Consider the following 23,936-nt stretch of genomic DNA (forward strand, 5'->3'; position numbering starts at 1 on the left):
GGGCCGGTGCCATCACCTGGGTTGATGGCCTGTTTGACCCTTCGACATATTCCGTCCCACCCGCGCCTCATCCTGAGGTGTCAGCCCATCGAGGATGGACTGACCTCGAAGGAGGGCTCCGGGGAACGCAGCGGCCTCTGGGGGCCTCCTTCGAGGCTGCTTCGCAGCGCCTCGGAATGAGGTCGCGCGTGGGACGGAAAAGCCCCTCCGGTGCGGTTTGATCAGAGTTCCAGGATCGCCTTGATCACCCCCGCCTCCGGCCGCAGCCAGTCGCGAAAAAGCTCGGGCCCGTCGGCCAGCGCGCCGCGATGGGTGCGCAGCGCCCGGGTCGGCACGCGGCCGGCCTGCATCTGGCGCACCACCTCGGCGAAGTCGTCGGGTTGGGCGTTGCGGCTGGCAAACAGCGTGGTCTCGCGCTTGTGGAACTCGGGATCCGAGAACACGATGTCGTCGCGCACCACGCTCACCAGCACGTAGCGCCCGCCATGGCCGACGAAACCGAAGCCGCGCTGCATCGCGGCGCGGTTGCCGGTGCAGTCGATCACGCAATCGTAGAAGTCGCCCGCGGTGGCGGCGCCCGCCTTCGCCTCGGCCTCGTCGTCGGCGCGCAGCAGCGCGTCGGCGCCGAGCGCGTCTTGCGTGAAGGCCAGCCGGTCCTCGCGCAGGTCCATGACGGTGACGTGGGCGCCCCGCGCCTTGGCGAAGATCACCGCCGACATGCCGATCGGGCCGGAGCCGACCACCAGCACGCGGTCCTCGGCCGCGATGCCGCCGCGCTTCACGCCGTGGGCGCCGATCGCCAGGAACTCGATCATCGCGGCGTCGTCGAGCGGGGTATCGCCCACCGGCACCACGTTCCGCGCCGGCACGCTGATCAGCTCGGCCATGCCGCCGTCGCAATGGACGCCGAGCACGGAGATGTTCTGGCAGGCATTGGTCACGCGCTTGCGGCAGGCGACGCAGTATCCGCAAGACAGGTACGGCACGATATAGCAGTTCTGCCCCGCCACGAGTCCGCTGCCGGCCGGCGCCCGCTCGATCGTGCCAGAGAGCTCGTGTCCCATCACCCGTGGGTACTGCAGGAACGGGTGCTTGCCCTGGTAGATGTGGAAATCCGTGCCGCAGATGCCGACCCGGCGGATGCGCACCAGCGCCTCGCCCTCGGCCGGGACCGGCTCCGGCCGCTCGGTCAGCCGCAGCCGGCCCGGCTCGTCGCAGAGGAGCACCTTCATGGGAGGGGGTCTTTCGGGAGGATGGAGTGGGGAAAGGCGAACGGTTCGAAGATAAGGCGCCTCCCCTCCCCCTTGTGGGGAGGGGTATGGGAGATCGAAGATCCCGCGTGGGGGGGTGCAGGAGACACCATTGAGCTTTATCCGGCACCACCCCCACCCCTGACCCCTCCCCGCAAGGGGGAGGGGAAGTGACCTCTTGATTACGCCAGCATCTCGGCCGGCAGGTCGCTGCCGTGATAGGTCTTGTAGATCGTGTTGAGCTTTCCGTTGCGCAGATTCTTGCGCACCCACTCGTTCAGCGCGGCCTGAAGCTTGGTCTCGCCCTTGCGGATGCCGATCGCGTAGGGAAACGTCCGCATCACGATCTTGGTCTCGAACGGCGCCGGGGGCTTGCGGGCGTTGGCGGTGTTCATGACCTGCGGCGAGGTCGCCACCATGTCGACCTGGCCCGAGACCATCGCGGTGATCAGCGTCGCATCGTCGTCGTAGCGCACCATCTGGGCGCCCTGGGCGCGCGCGGTCGCCTCCTTGTCGTTGGTGCTGCCGCGGGTGGTGCCGAGGCGCTTGCCGACGACCGCGGCGTAGTCCTTGACCTCGCGGTCCTTCGGCCCGGCGATCACCGCCTGGATCACCCCGTAGGGATCCGAGAAGTCGATGACCTTCTGGCGCTCCTCGTTCACGCTGAACGAGGCGATGACCATGTCGGCCTTGCCGGTAAGCAGGAACGGCACCCGGTTCGGGCTCGTGACCTGCACGATCTCGAGCGGCAGCTCCCAGTCGGCGGCGAGCAGCCGCGCGGTCTCGACGTCCGAGCCGGTCGGCTGCATCGCGGCATCGGTCATGCCGAAGGGCGGCGAGCCGAGATCGAGGGCGACGAGCAGCTTCTTGCGGCTCTTGATCGTGTCGAGCGTGTCGGCGAGGGCCGGCATCGCCAGGGTGGAGGCGGCCGCGAGGCCGCCGGCCAGGAAGGTCCTGCGCTTCATCCCCAATTCTCCTTTTGATTACAGCCCGCTGCCGACGAAGTCGCGCAGCTCGGGCGTGCGTGGGTTGTCGAGGTCGCGGCCGGCCAGGGTCTCCCAGACCCGGCCCTGGCGCATGTAGATGACGGTGCCGGCGACCCGGCGGGCAAAGCCCATCTCGTGGGTGACCAGGATCATGGTCATGCCGCCGCGGGCGAGATCCTCCATGACGCGCAGCACTTCCGAGGTCAGCTGCGGGTCCAGCGCCGAGGTGACCTCGTCGAACAGCATCACCTGCGGCTGCATGGCGAGCGACCGGGCGATGGCGACGCGCTGCTGCTGCCCGCCCGACAGCTGCTCGGGGTAGTGCTCGGCCTTTTCGGCGAGGCCGACCCGGGTCAGGCAGTCCATGGCGAGGTCGCGGGCTTGCCCGCGCTTGATCCCCTTCACGCAGGTCGGCGCCAGCATGATGTTCTGGAGCGCGGTGAGGTGCGGGAAGAGGTTGTAGCTCTGGAAGACGATGCCGACCGAGAGCCGCAGGGCCCGCTTGTCGAGATTGGGCGAGTGGATGGCGTGGCCGCAGACCTCGATCGCCCCCTCCTCGATCGTCTCCAGCGCGTTGATGCAGCGGAGCGCGGTGGACTTGCCCGAGCCGGACTGGCCGATCAGCGCCACCACCTCGCCGCGGCCGACCTCGAACGAGACGCCGTCCAGCACCTTCAGCGGGCCGAAGCTCTTGTGGACGTTGGCAAGCTTAACGACGGCCGACATTGAGCCTCCTCTCCAGCCCGCGGCTCCAGGCCGACAGCGGATAGCAGATGGCGAAGTAGAACAGCGCCACGGTCACGAAGATGATGAAGGGCTGGAAGATCGAGTTGTTGATGAGCTTGCCGGCCTGCGACAATTCCACGAAGCCGACCACCGAAGCGAGCGAGGTGTTCTTGACGATCTGGACCAGGAACCCGACCGTCGGGGCGGTCGCAAGCCGCATCGCCTGGGGTAGCACCACCCGGGTCAGGCGCTGCCAGGGCGACAGGGCCAGGCACTCGGCCGCCTCCCACTGGGTCCTCGGCACCGCCTCGATGCAGCCGCGCCAGATCTCGCCGAGGAAGCCCGAGGCGTAGATGGTGAGCCCGGCGCCCGCCGCGATCAGCGCGGGCAGCTGGTCGAAGCCCGCGATGGCGAGGCCGAAATAGATCATGAACAGGAGGATCAGGAGCGGCGTGCCCTGCACCACCTGGACGTAGGCCGAGGCCAGCCCGCGCACGAGCCGGTTCGGCGAGATGCGCGCCAGCGCCACGCCGAAGCCGAGGAGGCCGCCGCCGATGAAGGCGATCGCCGACAAAGCCAGCGTCCAGCCGGCGGCGGTGAGCAGGAACCAGAGGTGCTGGGGTCCGAAAGTGGGCATCGCTCCCCTCCCCGCTAGAGCGCCGTGCCGAGCTTGCGCCGGCGGGTGAAGACGAGGAGGCCGAAGCCCCAGAAGGCCCAGCGCACGACGAAGGACAGGGCGAGGTAGACGAGGCCGACGGCGATGTAGGTCTCGAAGCTGCGGAAGGTGTCGGACTGGATGCGGTTCGCCACCGCCGTCAGCTCCTCGGCCGAGATCTGCGAGCAGATCGAGGAGGCGAGCATCAGGAGCACGTACTGGCTGACGAGCGCCGGGTAGACCCGCTCGATCGCCGGGCGCAAGACCACGTGCCAGTAGATCTGGCGGCGGTTGAGCCCCAGGCATTCCCCGGCCTCGACCTGCGCCTTGTGGATGCTCTCGATCCCGGCACGCATGATCTCGCAGGTATAGGCGACCACGTTGACGACGAGCGCCAGCACCGCCGCGACGTTGGCGTCGACCCGGATCCCGAGCACCGCGATGCCGAAATAGACCAGGAAGATCTGGACCAGCAGCGGCGTGTTGCGGATCACCTCGACATAGGCGCCGACGACCCGCTTGAGCCAGGGCGGCCCGTCCGCCCGGGCGATGGCGCAGAGCGCGCCGCCGACGAAGCCGAGCACCGTGGCGACGCCCGAGAGCTGGAGCGTCAGCCAGACGCCGGCCGCGAACTCGCGCCAGTACGGCAGCAGGGCGGCGAAATCGAACTGGTAGGTCATGCCGCGGGCGGGGCCGGGTAGGCGGCGGCGAGCGCCCGGAGCACCGGCGCCGGCAGCTCGGCGCCGGTCTCCGCGACCCAGGCCAGGAAGGCGTCGACCCGGCGCTCCACCTTCTGGACGTGGTTCTGGGCGATGTCGGCGATGCGGTGGTTCAGGTACGGGTTGAGGAAGCGGTCGAGGGTGGCCGCCACGTAGTCGCGGGCCTGCGCCTCCATCCCGCGGGCGGAAAATCCCGGCACCACCTCGTCGCGGTAGAGCGCGTCGAGCCGCGCCCGCACCGCCGGATCGGCCAGGATCTCGCGCACGGTCTCGTCCGCCGGGCGGCCCTCGCGCTGCCAGATCTCGGCGAGGAAGGTGTGGCCGAGATTGAGGATGTGGATCTTCAGCCGCTCGTAGGGTTCGAGATCGTCGGCGAGCACGATGCAGGGGTGCTCGCACGGCACCAGGAGGCCCGGCCGGCGCTCGATCGCCCAGATGGCGTAGGGCTCGGCGACGGCGCCGACCGGCTCGATCGGCTCGGAGACGATGCGGTCGACCAGCGTGTCGGTGAAGGTCGCACCCTCGCGCAGCCAGGCGGAAAACGCCTCCGGCAGGCCGGCCTCGGCGGCGAGGTCGAGCACCAGGCCCTGCAGCACCCGGCCGTTGCGGTGGATCAGCTCGCAGGGCAGCACCGTGAGGGGGCGCCCGCCCGCCTGCCAGCGGCGATGGAGGAGCTGGGCGAGCTTGCCCGGGAACGAGGCCGGGGGATGCGCAGCGACCCAGGCGCCGCCGCGATCGGAATCGGGGATCGCGTAGCCGGTATCGCCGGTATTCGAGAGGAGGATGTCGGCCTCCTTGACGACGAGGGCGGTCACGGCGTCCCAGTCGGTCGCCGCCGACAGGCCGCGCGCGATGCTGGTCACGGTGATCCGTCGCTCGACCGGGGCGCCGTCCGCGATGCCGCGGACGATCACCGGGTAGCCGCCGGGGGACCCGAAGGCGGCGACGCGCCCGGCCCGAGCGGCGTCCCCCGAGGTCTGCACCACGGTCACCGGCCCTGCCTCCTGGCCCTCCGCGCGCGCCTCGTGGATGAACAGATCGGCATGGGCCTGCAGGAAGCGGCTGGTCCCGAACTGGACCACGCGCCGGGTCGGGCGGGCGGCGCTCATGCGCGCGTGACCGCGCAGGCGGAGATGCTGGCGAACTGGGCCAAGGGCGTGTCCTCACCGGGTGATCTTATGTATTATCGTGCATAAAGAACCGGCGATCAGGCGCTGTCAAACGGTTTTTTATGCGCAAAGATCCGATTCGCAAGCCTGTGGACGCGCTCGCGCGGCCGTGCTGCAGTGGCGGTCCTCGGGAGGGGTGGAATGCGGGCGAACACGGTCCACAAGCGGGCCTACAACCGGTGCCTGACGCTGCTTGCGGCCCGGTCGCCCGGGCCCTGGGGGGCCTCCGAGGCCGAGCTGTCCGGGGTGCTGGAGGTCAGCCGCACCACGGTGCGGGCGGTGCTGGCGGGGCTCGCGGAGGCGGGCCTCGTCGGGACCGAGGGCGGCCGGCGCCGCCTCCTGCGCCATCCCGGTCCGGCCGACTACTTTCCCGATTTCGAGACCGAGACGGTGGCCGAGGCCGTCGAGCGCAAGTTCATGCAATGGGTGCTGCAGGGCGATTGCCGCCCGGGCCAGGCGGTCAACACCTCCGAGCTGGCGCGCCTGTTCGGCACCTCGACCACGGCGGTACGGGAATACCTGACCCGGTTCAGCCAGGTCGGGCTCCTCAAGCGGCGCGAGAACAGCGGCTGGATCTTCGCCGGGGTGACGCCGGACTTCGCCGCCGAGATCTACGAGATCCGCGAGATGTTCGAGCTCCGCTCGGCCCGTCGCTTCGTCGAACTGGCGCCGGACGCCCCGGCCTGGGCCGAGCTCGACGCCATCGCGGGCGAGCACCGTGCGCTGCTGGCCGAGATCGACGGTCGCTACCGCGACTTCTCGCGCCTCGACGAGCGCCTGCACCGGCTGATCCACGACGCGTCGCGCAACCGGTTCATCCGCGACTTCTACGACGTGATCTCGATCATCTTCCACTACCACTACCAGTGGGACAAGTCGGACGAGAAGGAGCGCAACCGCGTCGCCCTGCTCGAGCACCTCGACTACATCGACGCGCTGCGCTCCCGCGACCTGCGCCTGATCGACCAGACCTGCCGGGCGCACCTGCGCACCGCCCGGGCGACGCTGCTGCGCTCGATCGCGGTCGGACCGCTCGGCGGTGTGCCGGCGCCGGTGGGCGAGCCGGAGGCGGAGGCCGACGAGGCGCATCCCTTCGCCGCGGAGTTGTCCGGCGAAAGGAATAGCGCCGGATTTTCTCCTCTCCCCGCGGGCGGGGAGAGGGGAGAGCCCGCGCATTGTCCTTCCCCGGACAGCCCTGCAGACGCCGGATGACACGCCACGAGCGCAGATGGTGGCGAGTTCTTTGACTATCGACCGATTTTTCACGAAAATTACTTGCAATCATCATTCGCTTTTAGACGCATATGGCATCGTTACATTCAGATCGGAGGCGGTCCGTAGCGGCGAATTCATTGTTTTCGTCCTTCGCAGCTGCAGCCCGTAAGTCTCGGCACTTGGGGGTAAGGCTTCATTTACCTTGTTGCGCCAAGAAGAAATCAACCTCGCGAAGGACGGTCGCCGAGCCTGGTTCCCGGTTCCACTCACTGTCGGAGATCAGATGCCGGTGCGGCGCGCGAGGGTTGAGAGGCTGGCTTGCATCCTCGCGATCCTGGCGGGCATGGCCGGTCCGGCCGGCGCGCAGAGCCTGGAGGAGGCCTCCGCCGCCGCGCTCGAATCGAGCTTCGTGCTGCGGGCCGAGCGCGCCCGCCAGGACGGGGCCGAGGAACGCCTGCGCGGCGCCATCGACGCCTTCATGCCGAGCGTGGCCTTCACCGCCGACCGCCCGCTGCGCAGCCGTATCACCTACGCGCCCGACGCCGCCCCGCCGGTGGTCGGGCTCGACGCGACGCCCCGGCGTGCGCCGAGCGTCGTCGGCATCTCCGCGAGCCTGCCGCTCTTCGACGGGTTCCGGCGCTGGCACGGCTTCCAGTCGGCCCGCACGCTGGCCGAATCGGGCCGGATGCTGCTGATCGGCCGGCGCCAGCAGGTGCTGCTCGACACCGCGCTGGCCTATATCGCGGTCCTGCGCGACACCCGCATCCTCGCCGCCCGCGAGGCGCAGCTCGCCGCGATCCAGCGCATCGCCGCCTTCACCGACAAGCAGTTCGAGCTCAACGACGCCACCCGCACCGACACGGCGCTCGCCCGTTCGCGGGTGCAGGAGGCCGAGGCCCTGCGCCTGCGCGCCCAGGCCGACCTCACCGCCTCGCGGCTGGAGTTCACCCGCCTGACCCGGATGGCGCCGGAGCGGATGCGCCCGCCGCGCCTGCCCGACGGGCTGCCGCGCAGCGCCGACGCCTTTGCCGATCTGGTGCGCCGGGCCAATCCGGACATCGCGGCGTTCCAGCTCGAGGCGGAGGCCGCCGGCTACCAGGCCAAGGCGGCGGTCGCCGATCTTCTGCCGAAGGTCAACCTGCAATTCTCGAAGGTCGCGCAGCTCGGCTACAGCCCGGTCCTCGACCGGATCACCGACACCACGACCCGGATCGTGGCGACCGTGCCGATCTACGAGCCCGGCACCCTGCCCCGCATCGGCGAGGCCTCGGCCTTCGCCCGCCAGCGCGGCTACGAGGCGCAGGACAAGGAACTCGCGACCCTCACCTCGGCCCGCATCGCCTTCGCGCGCCGCCAGGCCACCGCCGAGCAGTACACGCAGCTGGTGGCCCGGATCCGCGAGTTGCGCGAGACGATGCGGGGTTTCGGGGTCGAGCGGGCGGCAGGGTTTCGCACGGTGCTCGACGAACTGAACATCCGCGGCGAGCTCGCCAATGCCGAGGTGGCCGCCGAGATCGTCCTGAACGAGCGCGATGGCCAGTCGCTGCAGCTGGCGGCGGCGGCGGCCCTCCTCGACGCCGCCCCGGGCGGACCGGGCGGGCGCTTCGACTCCCTCGCCCCTCCTCCGCTGCCGGCCCTGCGCCGCTCGCTCGCGACGGTGCCGGTGGAGACAGCCCCGGCCCTGCGCGGTCGCGCGGAGCTGGCTTCGAAGCCGCTGCCCGCTCTGGTGCTACGGGTGTCGCGGGCGGAAGAGGATGGTCGTTGATGGGTTCGAGCCAAAAACCGATAATCTTGACCGCATGACGGGCGGCCATGGGCGAAAGACCGCTCGGGGTGCGACATAGAGATGGAATTAACAAATTTTGTCAGTTGGCTGCTGGGCTTTTATTTGTCCGGAGCAAATCTCGCAGACCGGCAAACTTGCCGCTCTTGCCTTGCATTGCTGGCGGTTCCGGATTCGGCCTCCGCTTCCGCGGCTCCGAAATAGCATTAGGTTTCGATGCTGGTGAGGGCGGTTAGAAAACCATGCCTCGAGCCGCCAGTCCCTCACGCCGCCTCCGTCACCGGCCCGGGCTTCGCCGGTGGGCGCGGGTCCTCGGTCAGGCGCCCGTTCTCGATGCGAAACACCCGGTCGACCTGGTCGAGCAGCCGCTCGGAGTGGGTGATGAACACCTTGGCGGCCTTCACGCCCTTCAGGCTCTCGACGAGCGCCGTCTCGGTGGCCGGATCGAGGTTCGCCGTCACCTCGTCGAGGAGCAGCAGCCGCGGCCGGCGGCAGAGGGCACGGGCGAGCAGCAGGCGCCGGCGCTGGCCGGTGGAGAGAACGCTGCCCTCCTCCGAGACGTGGGTGGCGTAGCCCTGCGGCAGCCGCTCGACCTCGTCGCGCAAGCTGACCCGGACCAGGGCCGCCTCCATCTCGGCATGGGACACGGCGGGGTCGAACAGCGACAGGTTGTCGGCGACGGTGCCGGCAAACAGCCCGTCATCGGCGAAGACGACGCCGAGATTGGCCCGGTACTCGCGCTTGCCGAACTGGCCGAGCGCGACGCCGTCCACCGTGACCGAACCGGCGGCCGGCTCGGTCAGGCTCGCCAGGACCCGCATCAGCGAGGACTTGCCCGAGCCCGAGGCGCCGACGATCGCGATGGTCTCGCAGCGGCCGACATCGATGGCGAGCGAGGCGCCGGTCAGGATCGGCTCGTCGCCGCGGCCGAACTGGATCGTCACGTCCTCGATCCGGATCTCCTTGCGGATCGCCCGGTGGAAGGTCGCCTCGTGCAAGCCCTCCTCGGGCGCCTGCCCGATCACGTCGTCGAGGCGGGCGACGTGGACCTTGAGGGCGGCGAGCTGCAGCAGGCTCGAGGTCAGGTGGTTGACCCGGTCGAAGAAGTCGGTGCGCAGCGCGATGAAGGCGTAGAGCGTGCCGATCGTCAGGGTGTTCTTGATGACCCCGGTGATGCCGAGATAGAGCGTCGTCACGGTGCTGACCGCGATGACGGCGTGCATCAGGAACTCGGCGTCGAGCCCCGCCTTCTTCGCCCGGAAGTCGAGGTTGGCGAAGCGCGCGAAGCTCTCGAACCAGTTCATGGCGAAGAGCTCGGTGCTGTTGTGCGCCTTCAGGCTGCCGATGCGCTGCAGGCCGTCGATCAGGCTCGCCTGCTCCTGCGAGCGCGCCTCGAGCGAGCCCGCGGTGGCGCGGTCGAGCGTCGGGAAGGTGACGAAGCGCATCGCCAGCACGGCGGCGAGCGTCGCCAGCGTGATCGCCGCCATCGGGGCCGAGTAGTAGAACATCAGCCCGACGAGCAGGAACGACGTGCCGATATCGGCAAACGACGTCACGAGTCCGCCGACCAGGAAGTTGCGCACCGTGTCGATCGACTGGATCCGGGTGACGAAGTCGCCCGGATGGCGCAGCTCGAAGTAGCTCAGGGGCAGCCTGAGCGCGTGGCCGACGACGTTGCGGGTGAACTGGAGCTGCAGCAGCGTCGAGGCGCGCAGCGCGATGTAGCCGCGCAGCCACTGCCCGAACGCCTCGAACAGCATCATCAGGATCAGGCCGGCGGCCAGCATCTGCATCAGGTCGAGGTCGACCTGCGGGATCACCACGTCGAGCGCGATCTGGAGCAGCACCGGGGTGGTGAGGCCGAGAAGCGAGATCGCCACCGAGACCAGCGTGATCTGCCACACCGTGCCGCCGAGGCCCCGGGTGGTGCGCAGGATGTCGAGCAGCTTGAGCCGGTCGCCGGCCTTGATGGCGCGGAAGTCCATCCGGGGCGCAAATTCGAGCACGATCCCGGCGAAGAACCGCTCCATGTCGGCCCGCTCGTAGATCCGCAGGCCGAATTCCGGATCGTGGACGTGGTAGCGCCCGCGCGCCACCTTCTCCAGGACCACGAAGTGGTTGCCGCGCCAGTGCAGGATCGCCGGCAGGGCCACCTGCTCCAGCTCGGCCACCCCGTCGAGGGCGTAGCCGCTGGCGTCGAGGTCGAGGCTGTCGGCGAGCGTGACGATGCTGGCGAGCGTCATGCCGCGGCGCGAGAGCGGGAAGAGCGCGCGCAGGTAGGCGAGGTCGATGTCGTGGCGGTGGTAGTTCGCCACCATCGCGAGCGCCGCGAGCCCGCACTCGTTGGCCTCGTTCTGGAGGATCGAGCGCACCCGCCGGCGCGGGCTGAGCACGCGCTTGAGCCAGTCGGTCATCGGATCATCCTCTCGCGCTCACCCACGCCCGCGCATCGCCCGGATCGGATCGAGCATCCAGTCGATCAGCCGGCGGCGCTCGACCACGATGTCGGCCGACAGCGTCGAGCCGATGCGGATCGGCTCGTCGGTCCCGTAGGCCCGCATGGTGCGCGACTCGGGCCGCACCTCGACCCGGTAGACCGATTGGCGCGCCGCGGCGGCCGCCGCGTCGCCGGTGCCGTCGTCGGCGGAGGCCAGCATCGGGTTGCGCAGAGGCGTGCCGGAGATCACCGCGATCGCCCCCTTGGCGATGCCGAAGGTCTTGAACGGGAAGGCGTCGTATTTCAGCACCACCTCCTGGCCGACCTTGGCGAGCCCGATGGCGCGGGCCGGCACCTCCAGCACGACCAGCGGATCGGCCCGGGTGTCGCCGAGGATCGCCACCACCTGGTCGGCGGTGACCGAATCGCCGGGCTGGACGTAGAGGCCCGCGACCTCCCCGTCGGTGGGGGCCACCACGTCGATGCGCGACTGGGCGCCGAGCGCGGTGATCTGCGCCTCGATGGCGCTCAATTCGTTGCGGGTGGTGGCGAGCTGGGCCGCCTTCTCGGTGTCGCCGGTGCGTTGCGCGCGCAGGCGCTCGGAGGTGCTCTGGCGCAGCTCGGCCCGGCGGGCGCGCAGTTCGGCGATCTGGCGGGCGTAGTCGAGGGCGGCGCGGCGCTGCCCGTTGAGGGTCTCGCGGGTGGCGTAGCCCTGGCGCAGGTAGGCCTCGACGCGCGCGACCATCTCCTCCTGCTGGGCCAGGCCTTCCTTGAGCGTGCGCTCCTGCTCGTCCAGGGCGCGCAACACCGCCGTGACGTTGCGCTCGGTCTCGGCGCGGTCGCCGCGGGTCGAATCGAGGTAGACCGAGAGGCGCGCCTCCTCGGCGGCGAGGCTGGTCCGGCGCTCCTGCAGGCTGCGCAGCGTCGCCCCGACGGTCGAGACGCCCCCGGTCGTCTGCTCGCGCAGCTGGATCTGCATCAGGCGCGCGCCGCGCTTGACGGTGTCGCCCTGCTTGACGGCGATCTCGCGGACGATGCCGGCGGCCTGGGCGTCGAGGCGGGTGAGGCCCGACGCCGCCGAGACGTAGCCCCGCACCGCCTCCGACCGGGCGAGCCGGCCGAGGAAGAGGCTCGCCACGATCACCACGATGATGGCGCCGAAGAACCACGCCATCCAGACGGCGCCGCGGTCGTGCTGGAGGTGGACGGTGCCGTTGATCCGCCGGCGCTGGAACGTGGCCTCCGCGGGGGGAGGCGCCGCGGGTTCGCTCATCGATCGTCCGCTCGCGAGGCTCTACGCCGCGAGGGTCTGCGGCGCCCCTCCGTCCTCCGGAAGGTTGTCCTGCACCGTCCCAGAAGATGGTAAATAATCGGCGAGCATCGGCCAGAGGTGCCACTGTTCCGGCCGGGCCGCGATCGCGGTCTGGAGGTGCCGACGCATGATGTCGGCCACGACCGCCCGCTCCTCGGGGGCGCTGCCGCGCACCTCGAAGGGCCGCCCGATGCCGACGGTGTCGCCGTCGTCGTCCATGGTTGTGGCGAGCGGCACCACGGTGGCGCCGGTGAGGCGCGCCAGGGTGTCGGTGCCGAAGGCGAAGCGGAAGGGACGGCCGAACATCGGCATCTCGGCCGGCGCGCCGTAGGACGGGTCGAGGTCGCAGAACACCACGATCACCGCGCCCTTCTGGGCGAAGCGGATCGCCGAGAGGAAGTCGCCCCGCTCGGTCACGTTCAGGAAGCGCACGTCGATGTCGATCTCGCGCAGGCGCTCGATGACCTGCGTCTCCATCACCATGTCGTCGCGCTGGCGCAGCACCAGCATCGGGCGGCCGGGGAAGTAGCGCACCATCAGGGCGGCGAGCCCCAGCACGTAGGCGCCCATGTGCAGGGGCGCGAGGATCACCGGCCGGCCGGAGGAGGCGACGCGCTCCATCACGGCGGGCTCGGCGACCGAGACGCGGGCGACGTCGCGCAGGATCGCGGCGACCGGGCGGCGGTGCAGGGCGCACCACTCGATCTCGGAGGCGACGTCGTGCCGGGCGGCCTCGCGCGAGAGGCGCAGGGCCTCGCGCCGCGGCAGGCGCAGGACGCTCTCGAAGGTGGCGGCGAAGCCGGCCTCGTCGGTCCGGCCCCGCAGGCGGGCGGCGAGGCCGCGCACCGCCAGGACCAATCTCAGCACCCGCCGGCGCCACGCCAGCGGCAGGCCGGCGAGGCGGGCGTAGGTCCAGGGGATGTGCGGGGCGGTGGTCATCGGATCCGTGTCTCCTCCTGCCGCCGCGCCCGCCCATCCCGGTCCGGGGCTGCCTTCAGCAGCCCTTCTTGGACTTGGTGCTGCCGCAGGTCGGAGCCGGCGGGCAGGCCGGGGCGCAGCCGACCGAGACGCCGACGCCGACGCAGATGCCGAGGGTGCCGCCGGCGACGGTGCCGAGGGTCTTGAGGTCGAGCTTCTTCATGATGTCTCTCCTGGTGGTGTCGTGGTTGTGGAAAACCGCGTCGCCGGGGCGGTGGTCCGCTTCCCGGCGCGTCGGCGCGGGCTCAGCAGCCCTTCTTGGACTTGGTGCTGCCGCAGGTCGGGGCCGGCGGGCAGGCCGGGGCGCAGCCGACCGAGACGCCGACGCCGACCGAGATGCCGAGGGTGCCGCCGGCGACGGTGCCGAGGGTCTTGAGGTCGAGCTTCTTCATGATGTTCCTCCGAGGATCGTCGAACGCTGTCGTTGGAGCGGGGCCGGGCGGCGAGGCCGCTTTCGTCCCCCTGCGTGAGCGCGGGCTCAGCAGCCCTTCTTGGACTTGGTGCTGCCGCAGCTCGGGGGCGGGCAGACCGGGGCCGGCGGCGGGCAGGCCGGGGCGCAGACGGGGGCGCAGATCGTGCCGCCGGTGACGGTGCCGAGGGTCTTCAGGTCGAGCGTCTTCATCGATGCCATCCTCAGGTCCGGGATTGCTGTCGCGTCCCGTTCGCAGTCTTGGGATGCCAGATGTGCCGAAACGTGTCGATATCCACGACTGGATACTTGTGAAGTCGTTTACCAAACCGGTTTCGGAAAGTGGATCGACTCCAAGGCCTTACGTCCATTCGTGCCGGACTGCGTAGGTAATCGCGCCGGGGAAGGCCTGTGCATGGCGGGCCGGCGCGGCACTGGTGGAGGACGGATCTGCTCTTGGAGACCGCCTGCGGAGGCGCGTTCACTACAAGGCCCGGACTTCGCGATACTGCCCTGCTGCGTGGCGGGTCAGGGGTTGCCGGCCGCGCCCGATACGTTGGCGCGCGACCGGCCGGCGGGCCATGGCCCGCGAGCCGCCCCGGCGGACAGTCGAGGACAGTATTCGCCGCTCCGCGCGCCGGCGGCTTCAGGCCGCGAGGCGCGGCGGGCCCGCCCGCATCAGCATGCCGAACAGGTCGCGCGGGTCGTCCGGATCGGCCAGGAGGTCGAGGTCGTCGTAGAACGGCCGCTCGGCCAGCATGTCGCGCACGGTGCGCAGGGCGGAAAAATCCTCGATCGCGAAGCCGACCGAGTCGAACACCGTGACCTGGCGCGCGTCCCTGCGCCCGGGCACCTCCCCGGACAGGACCCGCCACAGCTCGGTCACCGGGTGGTCCGCGGCGAGCTGCTGGATCTCGCCCTCGATCCGGGTCTGGGGCTCGTACTCGACGAAGATCCCGGCCCGGCGCAGGATCTCCGGCGCCAGCTCGGTCTTGCCCGGGCAGTCCCCGCCGACGGCGTTGACGTGCACCCCCTCCCCGACGAGGTTGTCGCCGAGGATCACGGCGTTGCGCTTGTCCGCCGTCACCGTGGTGACGATGTCGGCGCCGTGCACCGCCTCCGCCGTGCTGGCGCAGGCCGTGAGGTGGAAGCCGAACCGCGCGAGGTTGCGCCGGCACTTCTCGGTCGCCGCCGGGTCGATGTCGTGAAGGCGCAGCGTGTCGATCCCCATGAGCGCCCGGAAGGCCAGGGCCTGGAACTCGGCCTGGGCGCCGTTGCCGACCAGCGCCATGGTGCGCGAACCCGGCCGGGCGAGGTGCCGCGCGGCGAGCGCCGAGGTCGCGGCGGTGCGTAGGGCCGTGAGCAGCGTCATCTCGGTGACGAGCACCGGATAGCCGCTGCCGACATCGGCCAGGATCCCGAAGGCGGTGACGGTCTGGCGTCCGCCGGCGGCGTTCTTGGGGTGGCCGTTGACGTACTTGAAGCCGTAGGTCGTGCCGTCGCTCGTCGGCATCAGCTCGATGACGCCCTCGGCGCTGTGGGTGGCGACCCGCGGGGTCTTCTGGAACACGTCCCACCGCGAAAAGTCCTCGGCGATCGCCGCGGCGAGGCGGACCAGCATCGCCTCGATGCCGACCGCGTGGACGAGCCGCATCATGTTGTCGACGCTGACGAAGGGGACGACGTTGAGCGCGGCCATCTAGAAGCTCCGGGTCGGGCGGTCGAGGATGCGCCGGCCGAACAGGCTGGCGGCGAGGTCGGCCATCAGCAGGGCGGTGCGGCCGCGCTCGTCGAGGAAGGGGTTGAGCTCCACGAGGTCGAGGCTGCGCACCAGCCCGGAATCGTGCAGCAGCTCCATGATCAGGTGGGCCTCCCGGAAGGTGGCCCCGCCCGGCACCGTCGTGCCGACCCCCGGCGCGATGCCGGGATCGAGGAAGTCGACGTCGAGGCTGACGTGGAGGAGACCCTCCGCCGCCGCGACGTCGCCCAGGAAGTCGCGCAACGGGGCGACGATTCCGGTCTCGTCGATGTCGCGCATGTCGTGCACCCGGGCGCCGCTGCCCGTCAGGGCGGCGCGTTCCGCCGGATCGACGCTGCGCAGGCCGACCATGCAGATCCGGGCCGGATCGAGGGCGGCCGCGAGGGGCGGGAAGTAGCCGGCAAAGCCCGGCCGCCCGGTGAGGTAGGCCAGCGGCACGCCATGCAGGTTGCCGCTCGTCGTGGTCTCGAGGGTATGCAGGTCGGCATGCGCGTCGAGCCAGAGCAGGAAGAGCGGGCGTCCCTCGGCCTGCGCCCTCAGCGCCATGCCCGCCACGGTGCCGGCCGAGAGGCTGTGGTCGCCGCCCAGGAAGATCGGCCGTGCCGCCTCGCTCGCCCGGAAGGCGGCCTCGGTCAGGGCCAGCGTCCAGCCCGCGGTCTCGGCGAGGTGATGGATCGCCCGGTTCGGATGCGCCGGTGCGTCGAAGGGCTTCGGGACGACGGTCCCGGCATCCTCGACCGGGAGGCCGAGATCGCGCAGCGCCCCCGGCAGGCCCGCCGCCCGGTAGGCGCTCGGCCCCATGTCGCAACCGAGCCGGTCCGTCCCCGACTGCACCGGCGCCCCGACGAGGACGCACCGTTCCGGATGTCCCGCACCCACTGTCCCGCCTCCGTCTCGGACCATCGAACGACCTCGACGGTACCAAGGGGATGCGTCACTCCGAACACGGGAAACCGGTCGATTTTCCGGGCCGGTCGCGCATTCTGGCAACCCACCCTGCGCAGAGTGGCGGAATGGACGATCTCGATCAGGCCCTCGTCACCCTGCTGCGGCACGATTGCCGGCGGCCGGTCTCGGAACTGGCGGTGCTGCTGAAGGTCTCGCGCGCCACCGTGCGGGCGCGGATCGACCGGCTCGAGCGCGCGGGCGAGATCATCGGCTACACGGTGGTCCTGCGGGCGGATGCCCAGCCTGCGGCGGTGCGGGCGATCACCCTGGTCGCCGTCGAGGGGCGCCGGGCCGGCGACGTGATCGACGCCCTCAAGGGATTCGCCGAGATCACCTCGGTCCACACCACGGTCGGCCGCTGGGACATCATCGTGGAGGTGTCGGCCGGCAGCCTGCCGGAGCTCGACGAGATGCTGCGCCGGGTGCGCCTGGTCCCGGGCGTGACGACCTCGGAGACGCACCTGCTGCTCGCGACGCCGCGCAGCGCGCGGGCGCGGCTGTAGTCGCCCGGGTTCGGGTCACCCGACGGGCCGGATGCGGAAGCCGTCATCCCGGGCTCCGCTGTCGCGGCCCCGGGATGACGCGATGGGAGTCAATCGACGATCGCCGTCGTCCCGCTCAGACCGGGCGCTGCAGCTTGCAGGCGTCGATGGCGTTGAGCGCCTTGGCGCGGGCCGAATCGTTGAAGTAGCCGGTGGCCCGGTAGGCCTCGATCTCGGAGGCGTCGAGCGAGCGCAGGGTGGTCTTGGCGTAGCAGCCGCAGGGGCGCTCGAAGCCGGTCTCGGCGGTGTTCTGCAGCCGGGCCTGGACGACCGCGCAGGCGCGGCGCACCCGGCTCTCGAGGTCCGCCTTGGGCGCGGTGCGCAGGGCCGGATCGGGCTGGTAGGCCTCGAGCTGCGACGAGGACGCGCCGGCGAGAGCGGCGGTGGCACCGAGCGCGAGGAAGCCGGCGGCGAGGAGGGTGCGGAGACGCATGGGAGGGAAGGTCCGTTGGGCTGCTTGTCGTCAAGCTGGACCGTTGGACGCCGAAACTCCCCGCCCGCACAAGGGCGGGCGGGCCACACCGGGGCACGAAAAGCCGAGCGCGCGCTACTGCGGCAGGGGCGCGATCGCGACGTGGTTGTCGTGGAAGGCGGCGCCGCCGAAGGGGGCGGCCGCGTCGGCTCCCGTCAGGGTGTTGATGCCGCGCCCATCCGGGTAGGCGTCGTTCGGCCAGATCGATTCGGCGATCAGCACGCCGCGGCGCAGGCCGGCAAACAGCGTCGCCCGCAGGGTGACGGCGCCGCGCTCGTTGGAGAGCCGCACCCAGGTCCCCTCCCCGATCCCGAGCGGGCCGGCATCCTCCGGATGGATCATCACCGTCGGGTGGCGCTCCTTGGCGAGAGAGGTCGGGGTCTCGGTGAAGCTCGAATTGAGGAAGTTGCGCGCCGGGCTGGTGGCGAGGCGGAACGGGTGGTCGGGCGTGGCGGCCATCAGGGGCGCCTCCCAATGGTCGGGGAGCGGCGGCATCGCCGGCCCGCGCGGGCCGTCCTTGGCCACCGGCACGGAGCCCCAGTCCGGCTTGAAGCGGAAGCGCCGGTCGGGATAGGCGAAGCCGTCGAGGAAGTGGGCGCGCTCGTAAGCGGGCTGCACGTCGAGGAAGCCGTCTCCCTCCATCTCGGCCAGGCTGCCGCGGCGCGAGGCCTTCAGCGTCGCGTCGATCAGCTCGCGCGGGCTCATGGAAAAGCCCGGATGCGCGGCGCCGAGCCGCTCGGCCAAGCCCACGATCACCTCGTGGTTCGAGCGGCACAGGGCCGGCGGGTCGATGCGCTTCAGGCCGAGCTGGATGTGCTGCTGGCCGCCGCCGGTATAGAGGTCGTCGTGCTCCAGGAACATCGTGGCGGGCAGGACGAGATCGGCCATCCGGGCGGTCTCGGTCATGAACTGCTCGTGGACGCAGACGAACAGGTCCTCGCGCGAGAAGCCCCGCTTCACCAGCTCCTGCTCGGGGGCGACCGAGACCGGGTTGGTGTTCTGGATCAGCATCGCGGTCACCGGCGGGCCGCCGCGCAGGGCTTGCCCGTCGCCGGTGAGCACGCGGCCGATCTGCGACTGGTCGAGCATGCGGGTGCCGGGCCGGATCGCGTCGAGCCCCTCGATCAGGCGCTTGTCGAGGCCGAACACGCCGCTGTTCGAGTGGAAGGCGCCCCCTCCCCGATGCTGCCAGGCGCCCGTCACCGCCGGGATGCAGAGCGCCGCATGCATGTTGGCGGCGCCGTTGCGGCTGCGGGCGAATCCGTAGCCGAGGCGGAAGAACGTGTTCTTCGTCTCCCCCACGAGGTGGGCAAAACGCTCGATCTCCTCGACCGAGAGGCCGGTGATCGCGGCGGCCCATGCGGGGTCGCGGGTCGCGAGGTGCGCCTCCAGCACGTCCGGGCAGTCGGTGTAGCGGGCCATGTAGTCGCGGTCGGCCAGGCCGTCGCGAAACAGCACGTGCATCACCGCGCAGGCGAGCGCCCCGTCGGTGCCCGGGCGCAGCAGCAGCGCGAGGTCGGCCTGCTTCATGGTCGGGTTGTCGTAGATGTCGACGACGACGACCTTTGCGCCGCGGTTCTTGCGGGCGGCCTGGACGTGGGTCATCAGGTTGACCTGGGTATGCACCGGGTTGGTGCCCCAGATCACCACGCAGTCGCTCTCGGCGATCTCGCGCGGGTCGACCCCGCCGAGGCGGCCGGTGCCGGCGATGTAGCCCGACCAGGCGAGCGTGGTGCAGATGGTCGAGAACTGGCCCGAATAGCCCTTGGCGTGGCGCAGGCGGTTGATGCCGTCGCGCATCACCAGCCCCATCGTGCCGGCATAGTAGTAGGGCCAGACGGCCTCCGGCCCGTGCGCCGCCTCGGCCCTGCGGAATTCCTCCGCGACGCGGTCGAGCGCCTCGTCCCAGCCGATCGGCGCGAACGCGCCCGAGCCCTTCGGCCCGGTGCGGATCAGCGGTTGGGTCAGCCGGTCGGGATGGTGGATGCGCTCGGCGTAGCGGGCGACCTTGGCGCAGACGACGCCGGCCGTGTAGCTATGGCGCGGGTTGCCGCGCACCCGGCCGATGGTCGAGCCGTCGATCACCTCGACCTCGAGGGCGCAGACCGACGGGCAGTCGTGCGGGCAGGTGGAGGTCGTCCGCTCGATCCGTGGCTGCGCCGTCACCGTGTCGCTCCCCCATGAAAAAAGCCCCCGCCGCTTGGCGGCAGGGGCTCTGAACCTATCGGTGTTTTCCGGTCAGGGAAACCTTAGCCGACGATGTCCTTGTCGTCGAAGAACTGCTTGATCTCGATGCCGGCGTTCTCGAGGCTGTCGGAGCCGTGGACGGTGTTCTCGCCGACCGACTTCGCGAACTTCTGGCGGATGGTGCCCTCGGCGGCCTGGGCCGGGTTGGTGGCGCCCATCACCTCACGGTACTTGGCGACGGCGTTCTCGCCCTCGAGCACCTGGACCACGACCGGGCCCGAGGTCATGAACTCGACGAGCTCGCCGTAGAACGGACGCTCGGCGTGGACCTCGTAGAACTTCTTGGCCTGGGCGTCCGACATGCGGATGCGGCGCTGGGCGACGATGCGCAGGCCCGCCTCCTCGATCACGGCGTTGACCGCGCCGGTGAGGTTCCGGGCGGTGGCGTCGGGCTTCAGGATGGAGAAGGTGCGCTCGGTGGCCATGGGACGGTCCGTTCAGAAGAAAAGCGGTGGCGGGGGCGGTGGGAGGCCGCGCGGCACCGGACCCTGACGGTCCGGCGTGAGCCGGGCGCGAGCGCCCGCGCGCCGGGGCCATGCGGACGCCCGGCGCCGGGCTTATAGCCGCGGGCCCGGCGCCCCTCAAGCACGGAAGGTGACGCGGCGGCGCGCCGAGCCATCCATTGCGTCCTTGCCGCAACGCGGCCGAAAAATCGCCCCAAAGCTCGTGCTTCCTAGCTTCGACGTGACCTTTCGGCCACGCTGCCCGGCTCGTCCGCGGCGGCGTCCCTCGCCCCTTCCGCCCCGCGCAGGCCCGTCAGGGTTGCCGTGGCGGACAGCCAGGAGCTTCCTGCATGCGCTCGATCCTGATCCCGACCCTCGCCGCTTCCCTGCTCTCGGCCGGCGTCACCGCCGCGGCCGCCGCCGGCGATCCGTCGGGCACCTGGCTCACCGAGGACGGCCGGGCCAAGATCAAGATCGAGAAGTGCGGCCCGGGCGCCGCCCATGCCTGCGGCAAGGTGGTGTGGCTGAAGACGCCGCTCAACGAGCAGGGCCAGCCGCGCACCGACATCAAGAATCCCGACCCGAAGAAGCGCAGCCGCCCGGTGATCGGCCTCACGCTGATGGACGGGCTGAAGCCCGAGGACGGCGGCTACAAGGGCCAGATCTACAATGCCGAGGAAGGCAAGATCTACGACGTCTCGGTCAGCCGCGAGAGCGCCAGTGAGCTCGCGATCTCGGGCTGCATGCTGAAGATCCTGTGCGGCTCGCAGACCTGGACCAAGGCGCCGGAGGAATTCGCCCAGGTCGCCCCGGCGCCCGCCAAGGCGAAGCCGGCCCCCAAGCCGGCCGAGTGATCAGCCCGCCGAGGGACGGGCCCGCGGTTCAGCCGCGGGGTCCGGTCCCCGGCGGCTCGTCGGCGTCCGGCTTGAGCCGGAACCCGCGCTGGACAGCCGGGCGGGCCTTCAGCCGCTCGATCCAGGCGGCGACGTTCGGAAACCCGGCGATGTCCTGGCCCTGGCGCTCCCACATCTTGGCCCAGGGCAGGATCGCGATGTCGGCGATGCTGTACGCCTCGCCGGCGACGTGGGCGTGGCGGCCGAGCTGGGCGTCGAGGGCGGCGTAGAGCTTCGTCGTCGCGGCCGTGAAGCGCTCGATCGCGTACGGGATCTTGTCGGAAGCGTAGATGCGGAAATGATGGGTCTGGCCCAGGGTCGGCCCGAAATTCGCCGCCTGCCAGGACAGCCAGATGTCGACCGCGATGCGGGCCCGCTCCTCGGAGGGGTAGAGGAGCCCGGTCTTGCGGCCGAGATATTGCAGGATCGCGTTCGATTCGAACACCGTGATCGGCGCGCCCCCGGGCCCGTCCGGATCCACGATGACCGGGATCTTGCCGAGCGGGGCCACCGCCAGGAATTCGGGGGCCGTCTGGGCGCCCTTGCCGATGTTGACCGGGATCATCCGGTACGGCAGGCCGCATTCCTCGAGCATGATCGAGGCTTTCCAGCCGTTCGGCGTCGTCCAGTAGTAGAGGTCGATCGGCGGCGTCGTCACGGCCGACATGCGGCTGGTCCTTCTCGCACGGCGGGGACGGGTCGCGTCCGTCGCGCATCGGGCTTCCCCGGCAGGTAAACAGGGCCGGGCCTGCGCTGTACAGGGTGAAGGTTGTCTCAACCGGCGGTCATGCAGGGCTGTTTTTCCCCGAAGCCCGATCGTCCGACCGGGCCGTTCCCGGGGTGTGCGGCGGGCGGGCGCAACCGCCCTGCCCTCTTGCCCTTACGTCAGGTTGTGGCAGTCTCGGCTGCGCGGCGCGTCGATCCGCGGCCCGTACCGCCCTTCCCTCCCGCGAGCCCTGACATGATCTCCGCTGTGAGCCCCGCCCGAATCCGCCCTGCCCTTCTCCGTGCCGCCCTGGCGGTCCTGGTCGTCGCCGCGCCCGCTTCCGCCCTCGGCGAGGCCGGTCCGGGCACCGAAGCGGCGCCCCGCCGCGAGCCCGGCATCCGCGCCCTCGCCGCCCGCGAGCGCCAGCGCAAGTGCGGCGCCGAGTGGCGCGCCCTCGCGCCGTCCGAGAAGGCGGTGCAAGGCCCGCGTTGGCCGCAATATTACAGCAAGTGCGTCCGCCGCCTGAAGGAACAGAAGGCCTGAGGGCCCGCGCGCGTCCGACGAGGCGCGGCGACGGGGCCGGATCGGGCGGGGTGCGGCCGGTCTCGCGTCCTGGAGCGTCGCCGTCTCACCCGGAGCCCCACCGTTCCCGAGGAAACTTGCCGGCGCTCGACCCGGCGGCAATTTTTATTTGCGCCGTCGATAAAATGATCTGTCGATAGTTGAAACGACCCGATCGTCCTGTTATAAGTTGACCATCCTGAGTTTCGAGACCCAGGGAACCTGCAAGGCGCACTCTCCGAGTGCGCCTTTTTTCTTGCTCGATTTCCCAAAACGAAAAAGGGGCCCCGGCTCGCGCCGGGACCCCCTGATATCGACTAAGACTGATCTTAGAAGTCGCGCTGGACGCGCATGCGGATGTTGAAGGTGTCGGCCGACTTGGCGGTCGGCAGAACCAGGCCGGCCGCGTTGATCGGCAGGCCGGCGGCGTTGATGCCGGCGGCGCTGGCGCCCGGGGCCTTGTTCTGGTCGATCACGGCGCCGCCCTTCAGGTCGACGCGGTTGTAGAGACCCTCGACGCCGATATCGAGATCCTTGACCGGCGACCAGATCAGGTTGGCACCGACGACGAACTGGCTCGTGTCGCGCAGGGCCGCGCTGTAGAGGAAGGCGCCGGGGCTGTTGACCGGGTTGCCCAGGCCGTTGAAGTTCAGGCCGCCGAGCAGGTTGCGGCTGGTCTTGCCGAAGCTCATCTCGCCGTAGCTGCCGATGACGGCCGACCGCCACTCGGGCGCCCAGTAGTGCAGGTACGAACCGACGACGGTCCAGCTGGTCGACAGCTCCATCTTGCCGCTCAGCGGGTTCACCGCGGCGTCGGCGAAGAAGGTGGCGAACGGCGCGCCCTGGGTGTTGCCGGAGCTGACGGTGTAGGAGCCGATGTACGAGGAGTAGCCGGTGTAGAGCTGTGCGCCCTCGCCGTACGAACCCTGCAGGTACAGCGCATCGCCGGCGGCGATGAACGGCATGTTGATCTTCAGGCCACCCTGCACGGCCCAGCCGTACTCGGAGTTGACCCGCGGCGCGGAGGCGCCGGTGATGCCGCCGCCGGCGAAGTTCAGGACGGCGGCAGCGTTGCCGGCGTTCAGCTCATGCACGGCGGCCGAGAGCTGGGCCGAGCCCCAGGCGGCGTCGTAGCGCAGGGCGCCGACGAAGTCGGGCATGCGCGAGGTCTGGCGCAGGTCGTAGAACGCCTCGCCGACCGGCACGCCGGCCGCGTTGGTGGCGATGACCGGGGTCAGGTTGGCGGTCGCGGCGGTGTAGACCGCGAAGGCGCTCGCCGCGTTGCCGGCGGTGGCGGTGCCGAACAGCGGGGTCTTGCGGAAGATCGGGTCTTCGACCGACAGCGTCGCCGAGAAGCCGTTCCCGAAGGTCGCGGTGTAGGCGAGCAGGTTGGTCGAGGCGACGTCCGAGCCCAGCGAGGTGCCGATGATCTCGAAGTCGTGGGCGTAGAAGTCGTAGAACGAGGCCGCGCGACCGGCGGTGAGGCCGGCGAACTGGATGAAGGCCTTGTCGACGTTCACGTATTGCTGCGAGCGGCTGAACGTGTCGACGCCGATGCCGAAGAAGCCGTTGGCGGCGCGGTTTTGGGTGCCCGAGGTGAGGTAGGCGCCGGTCCGCGAGGCGAGCTCGAAGCGCACGAAGGCGCGGAGCGTGCCGTAGGCGGTCTGGGTGCGGGCGTCGAGGTTGAGGCGGCCGAGGCCGCGGTAGCCCATCAGGTCGCCGTTGT

The 23,936-nt window shown here is 70.5% G+C and carries 23 protein-coding genes and 1 pseudogene; 5 read left to right on the top strand and 19 right to left on the bottom strand.

What is annotated here, in order from left to right; genetic code table 11:
• Nucleotides 1-221 precede the first annotated feature (221 nt).
• The 6 genes from V3T34_RS17035 to V3T34_RS17060 all read right to left on the bottom strand — a co-directional run bounded on the left by V3T34_RS17035 (nt 222) and on the right by V3T34_RS17060 (nt 5,445).
• Nucleotides 222-1,232, bottom strand: a complete 1,011-nt coding sequence (locus V3T34_RS17035; protein ID WP_305079388.1) for a zinc-binding alcohol dehydrogenase family protein — start codon at nt 1,230-1,232, stop codon at nt 222-224.
• Between the two features lie 200 nt (nt 1,233-1,432).
• Nucleotides 1,433-2,215: a transporter substrate-binding domain-containing protein gene (locus tag V3T34_RS17040; protein WP_060848003.1), complete on the bottom strand. Its 783-nt coding sequence runs from the start codon at nt 2,213-2,215 to the stop codon at nt 1,433-1,435.
• 18 nt (nt 2,216-2,233) lie between these two features.
• Nucleotides 2,234-2,962: an amino acid ABC transporter ATP-binding protein gene (locus tag V3T34_RS17045; RefSeq protein ID WP_305079387.1), complete on the bottom strand. Its 729-nt coding sequence runs from the start codon at nt 2,960-2,962 to the stop codon at nt 2,234-2,236.
• On the bottom strand, nt 2,946-3,599 hold the full coding sequence (locus tag V3T34_RS17050) for an amino acid ABC transporter permease (protein ID WP_305079386.1): 654 nt from the start codon (nt 3,597-3,599) through the stop codon (nt 2,946-2,948). Before V3T34_RS17050 ends, V3T34_RS17045 begins: the two co-directional genes overlap by 17 nt.
• 14 nt (nt 3,600-3,613) lie before the next feature.
• Nucleotides 3,614-4,297: an amino acid ABC transporter permease gene (locus tag V3T34_RS17055; RefSeq protein ID WP_305079385.1), complete on the bottom strand. Its 684-nt coding sequence runs from the start codon at nt 4,295-4,297 to the stop codon at nt 3,614-3,616.
• On the bottom strand, nt 4,294-5,445 hold the full coding sequence (locus V3T34_RS17060) for a mannitol dehydrogenase family protein (protein ID WP_305079384.1): 1,152 nt from the start codon (nt 5,443-5,445) through the stop codon (nt 4,294-4,296). The genes V3T34_RS17055 and V3T34_RS17060 overlap by 4 nt, the downstream gene beginning before the upstream one ends.
• A 201-nt stretch (nt 5,446-5,646) precedes the next feature.
• Between V3T34_RS17060 and V3T34_RS17065 the strand changes: the two are divergent.
• Together V3T34_RS17065 and V3T34_RS17070 are read left to right on the top strand one after the other, a co-directional pair.
• Nucleotides 5,647-6,528, top strand: a pseudogene (locus V3T34_RS17065) (GntR family transcriptional regulator); the annotation flags it as partial.
• Between the two features lie 475 nt (nt 6,529-7,003).
• On the top strand, nt 7,004-8,485 hold the full coding sequence (locus V3T34_RS17070) for a TolC family protein (protein ID WP_331369247.1): 1,482 nt from the start codon (nt 7,004-7,006) through the stop codon (nt 8,483-8,485).
• Between the two features lie 281 nt (nt 8,486-8,766).
• Here V3T34_RS17070 and V3T34_RS17075 read toward each other — a convergent pair whose 3' ends face one another.
• From V3T34_RS17075 to rocF, 8 genes are all read right to left on the bottom strand, one after another.
• Nucleotides 8,767-10,917, bottom strand: coding sequence for a peptidase domain-containing ABC transporter (locus V3T34_RS17075; RefSeq protein WP_305079382.1), 2,151 nt, complete (start codon nt 10,915-10,917; stop codon nt 8,767-8,769).
• A gap of 18 nt (nt 10,918-10,935) precedes the next feature.
• Nucleotides 10,936-12,213 (bottom strand): HlyD family secretion protein, encoded by a 1,278-nt coding sequence (locus V3T34_RS17080; RefSeq protein WP_305079381.1) that lies wholly within the window; start codon nt 12,211-12,213, stop codon nt 10,936-10,938.
• A 21-nt stretch (nt 12,214-12,234) separates the two neighbouring features.
• Nucleotides 12,235-13,191: an LpxL/LpxP family acyltransferase gene (locus V3T34_RS17085; RefSeq protein WP_305079380.1), complete on the bottom strand. Its 957-nt coding sequence runs from the start codon at nt 13,189-13,191 to the stop codon at nt 12,235-12,237.
• A gap of 55 nt (nt 13,192-13,246) precedes the next feature.
• The gene (locus tag V3T34_RS17090; RefSeq protein ID WP_175539893.1) at nt 13,247-13,393 is read right to left on the bottom strand and encodes a hypothetical protein; all 147 of its coding nucleotides are present in this window, start codon (nt 13,391-13,393) and stop codon (nt 13,247-13,249) included.
• 82 nt (nt 13,394-13,475) lie between these two features.
• Complete coding sequence (locus V3T34_RS17095) at nt 13,476-13,622, bottom strand: hypothetical protein (RefSeq protein WP_167543930.1); 147 nt, start codon at nt 13,620-13,622, stop codon at nt 13,476-13,478.
• An 86-nt stretch (nt 13,623-13,708) separates the two neighbouring features.
• Nucleotides 13,709-13,852, bottom strand: coding sequence for a hypothetical protein (locus V3T34_RS17100; protein ID WP_167543931.1), 144 nt, complete (start codon nt 13,850-13,852; stop codon nt 13,709-13,711).
• Between the two features lie 433 nt (nt 13,853-14,285).
• Nucleotides 14,286-15,338: an ornithine cyclodeaminase gene (locus tag V3T34_RS17105; RefSeq protein ID WP_305079379.1), complete on the bottom strand. Its 1,053-nt coding sequence runs from the start codon at nt 15,336-15,338 to the stop codon at nt 14,286-14,288.
• Nucleotides 15,339-16,301, bottom strand: a complete 963-nt coding sequence (gene rocF / locus V3T34_RS17110; protein WP_091883971.1) for an arginase — start codon at nt 16,299-16,301, stop codon at nt 15,339-15,341.
• Between the two features lie 110 nt (nt 16,302-16,411).
• On the opposite strand from rocF, the gene V3T34_RS17115 reads away from it, so the two are divergent.
• A complete protein-coding gene (locus V3T34_RS17115) occupies nt 16,412-16,849 on the top strand; it encodes an Lrp/AsnC family transcriptional regulator (protein WP_091883973.1) in 438 nt (145 codons plus the stop codon).
• 115 nt (nt 16,850-16,964) lie between these two features.
• Here the strand turns inward: V3T34_RS17115 and V3T34_RS17120 are convergent, their stop codons facing one another.
• The 3 genes from V3T34_RS17120 to ndk form a co-directional block, all read right to left on the bottom strand.
• Nucleotides 16,965-17,321, bottom strand: a complete 357-nt coding sequence (locus V3T34_RS17120) for a hypothetical protein (protein ID WP_091883975.1) — start codon at nt 17,319-17,321, stop codon at nt 16,965-16,967.
• Between the two features lie 114 nt (nt 17,322-17,435).
• On the bottom strand, nt 17,436-19,526 hold the full coding sequence (locus V3T34_RS17125; protein WP_305079378.1) for a molybdopterin-containing oxidoreductase family protein: 2,091 nt from the start codon (nt 19,524-19,526) through the stop codon (nt 17,436-17,438).
• A gap of 83 nt (nt 19,527-19,609) precedes the next feature.
• Entirely contained in the window at nt 19,610-20,032 is a 423-nt protein-coding gene (gene ndk, locus V3T34_RS17130; RefSeq protein WP_048429253.1) for a nucleoside-diphosphate kinase, read from the bottom strand.
• A gap of 368 nt (nt 20,033-20,400) precedes the next feature.
• Here ndk and V3T34_RS17135 point away from each other — a divergent pair, with 368 nt between their 5' ends.
• Nucleotides 20,401-20,904 carry a DUF2147 domain-containing protein gene (locus tag V3T34_RS17135; protein ID WP_091883980.1) on the top strand — a complete coding sequence of 168 codons (504 nt, stop codon included), beginning with the start codon at nt 20,401-20,403 and terminating at the stop codon, nt 20,902-20,904.
• 28 nt (nt 20,905-20,932) lie between these two features.
• Here V3T34_RS17135 and V3T34_RS17140 read toward each other — a convergent pair whose 3' ends face one another.
• Nucleotides 20,933-21,610 carry a glutathione S-transferase family protein gene (locus V3T34_RS17140; RefSeq protein ID WP_091883983.1) on the bottom strand — a complete coding sequence of 226 codons (678 nt, stop codon included), beginning with the start codon at nt 21,608-21,610 and terminating at the stop codon, nt 20,933-20,935.
• Nucleotides 21,611-21,904: 294 nt separating this feature from the next.
• Between V3T34_RS17140 and V3T34_RS17145 the strand changes: the two genes are divergently transcribed.
• On the top strand, nt 21,905-22,192 hold the full coding sequence (locus V3T34_RS17145) for a hypothetical protein (protein ID WP_305079377.1): 288 nt from the start codon (nt 21,905-21,907) through the stop codon (nt 22,190-22,192).
• A 347-nt stretch (nt 22,193-22,539) separates the two neighbouring features.
• Here V3T34_RS17145 and V3T34_RS17150 read toward each other — a convergent pair.
• Nucleotides 22,540-23,936: porin (locus tag V3T34_RS17150; RefSeq protein WP_305079376.1), on the bottom strand; the 1,397-nt coding region annotated here is incomplete at its 5' end.

It is taken from the genome of Methylobacterium ajmalii (assembly GCF_036448855.1).
Lineage (GTDB): Bacteria > Pseudomonadota > Alphaproteobacteria > Rhizobiales > Beijerinckiaceae > Methylobacterium > Methylobacterium ajmalii.

Excerpts from the sequence above, each read along its gene's own strand:
- V3T34_RS17035 (WP_305079388.1), bottom strand. The coding sequence starts at position 1,232 with ATGAAGGTGCTCCTCTGCGACGAGCCGGGCCGGCTGCGGCTGACCGAG.
- V3T34_RS17040 (WP_060848003.1), bottom strand. The coding sequence starts at position 2,215 with ATGAAGCGCAGGACCTTCCTGGCCGGCGGCCTCGCGGCCGCCTCCACC.
- V3T34_RS17045 (WP_305079387.1), bottom strand. The coding sequence starts at position 2,962 with ATGTCGGCCGTCGTTAAGCTTGCCAACGTCCACAAGAGCTTCGGCCCG.
- V3T34_RS17050 (WP_305079386.1), bottom strand. The coding sequence starts at position 3,599 with ATGCCCACTTTCGGACCCCAGCACCTCTGGTTCCTGCTCACCGCCGCC.
- V3T34_RS17055 (WP_305079385.1), bottom strand. The coding sequence starts at position 4,297 with ATGACCTACCAGTTCGATTTCGCCGCCCTGCTGCCGTACTGGCGCGAG.
- V3T34_RS17060 (WP_305079384.1), bottom strand. The coding sequence starts at position 5,445 with ATGAGCGCCGCCCGCCCGACCCGGCGCGTGGTCCAGTTCGGGACCAGC.
- V3T34_RS17070 (WP_331369247.1), top strand. The coding sequence starts at position 7,004 with ATGCCGGTGCGGCGCGCGAGGGTTGAGAGGCTGGCTTGCATCCTCGCG.
- V3T34_RS17075 (WP_305079382.1), bottom strand. The coding sequence starts at position 10,917 with ATGACCGACTGGCTCAAGCGCGTGCTCAGCCCGCGCCGGCGGGTGCGC.
- V3T34_RS17080 (WP_305079381.1), bottom strand. The coding sequence starts at position 12,213 with ATGAGCGAACCCGCGGCGCCTCCCCCCGCGGAGGCCACGTTCCAGCGC.
- V3T34_RS17085 (WP_305079380.1), bottom strand. The coding sequence starts at position 13,191 with ATGACCACCGCCCCGCACATCCCCTGGACCTACGCCCGCCTCGCCGGC.
- V3T34_RS17090 (WP_175539893.1), bottom strand. The coding sequence starts at position 13,393 with ATGAAGAAGCTCGACCTCAAGACCCTCGGCACCGTCGCCGGCGGCACC.
- V3T34_RS17095 (WP_167543930.1), bottom strand. The coding sequence starts at position 13,622 with ATGAAGAAGCTCGACCTCAAGACCCTCGGCACCGTCGCCGGCGGCACC.
- V3T34_RS17100 (WP_167543931.1), bottom strand. The coding sequence starts at position 13,852 with ATGAAGACGCTCGACCTGAAGACCCTCGGCACCGTCACCGGCGGCACG.
- V3T34_RS17105 (WP_305079379.1), bottom strand. The coding sequence starts at position 15,338 with ATGGCCGCGCTCAACGTCGTCCCCTTCGTCAGCGTCGACAACATGATG.
- rocF (WP_091883971.1), bottom strand. The coding sequence starts at position 16,301 with ATGGTCCGAGACGGAGGCGGGACAGTGGGTGCGGGACATCCGGAACGG.
- V3T34_RS17115 (WP_091883973.1), top strand. The coding sequence starts at position 16,412 with ATGGACGATCTCGATCAGGCCCTCGTCACCCTGCTGCGGCACGATTGC.
- V3T34_RS17120 (WP_091883975.1), bottom strand. The coding sequence starts at position 17,321 with ATGCGTCTCCGCACCCTCCTCGCCGCCGGCTTCCTCGCGCTCGGTGCC.
- ndk (WP_048429253.1), bottom strand. The coding sequence starts at position 20,032 with ATGGCCACCGAGCGCACCTTCTCCATCCTGAAGCCCGACGCCACCGCC.
- V3T34_RS17135 (WP_091883980.1), top strand. The coding sequence starts at position 20,401 with ATGCGCTCGATCCTGATCCCGACCCTCGCCGCTTCCCTGCTCTCGGCC.
- V3T34_RS17140 (WP_091883983.1), bottom strand. The coding sequence starts at position 21,610 with ATGTCGGCCGTGACGACGCCGCCGATCGACCTCTACTACTGGACGACG.
- V3T34_RS17145 (WP_305079377.1), top strand. The coding sequence starts at position 21,905 with ATGATCTCCGCTGTGAGCCCCGCCCGAATCCGCCCTGCCCTTCTCCGT.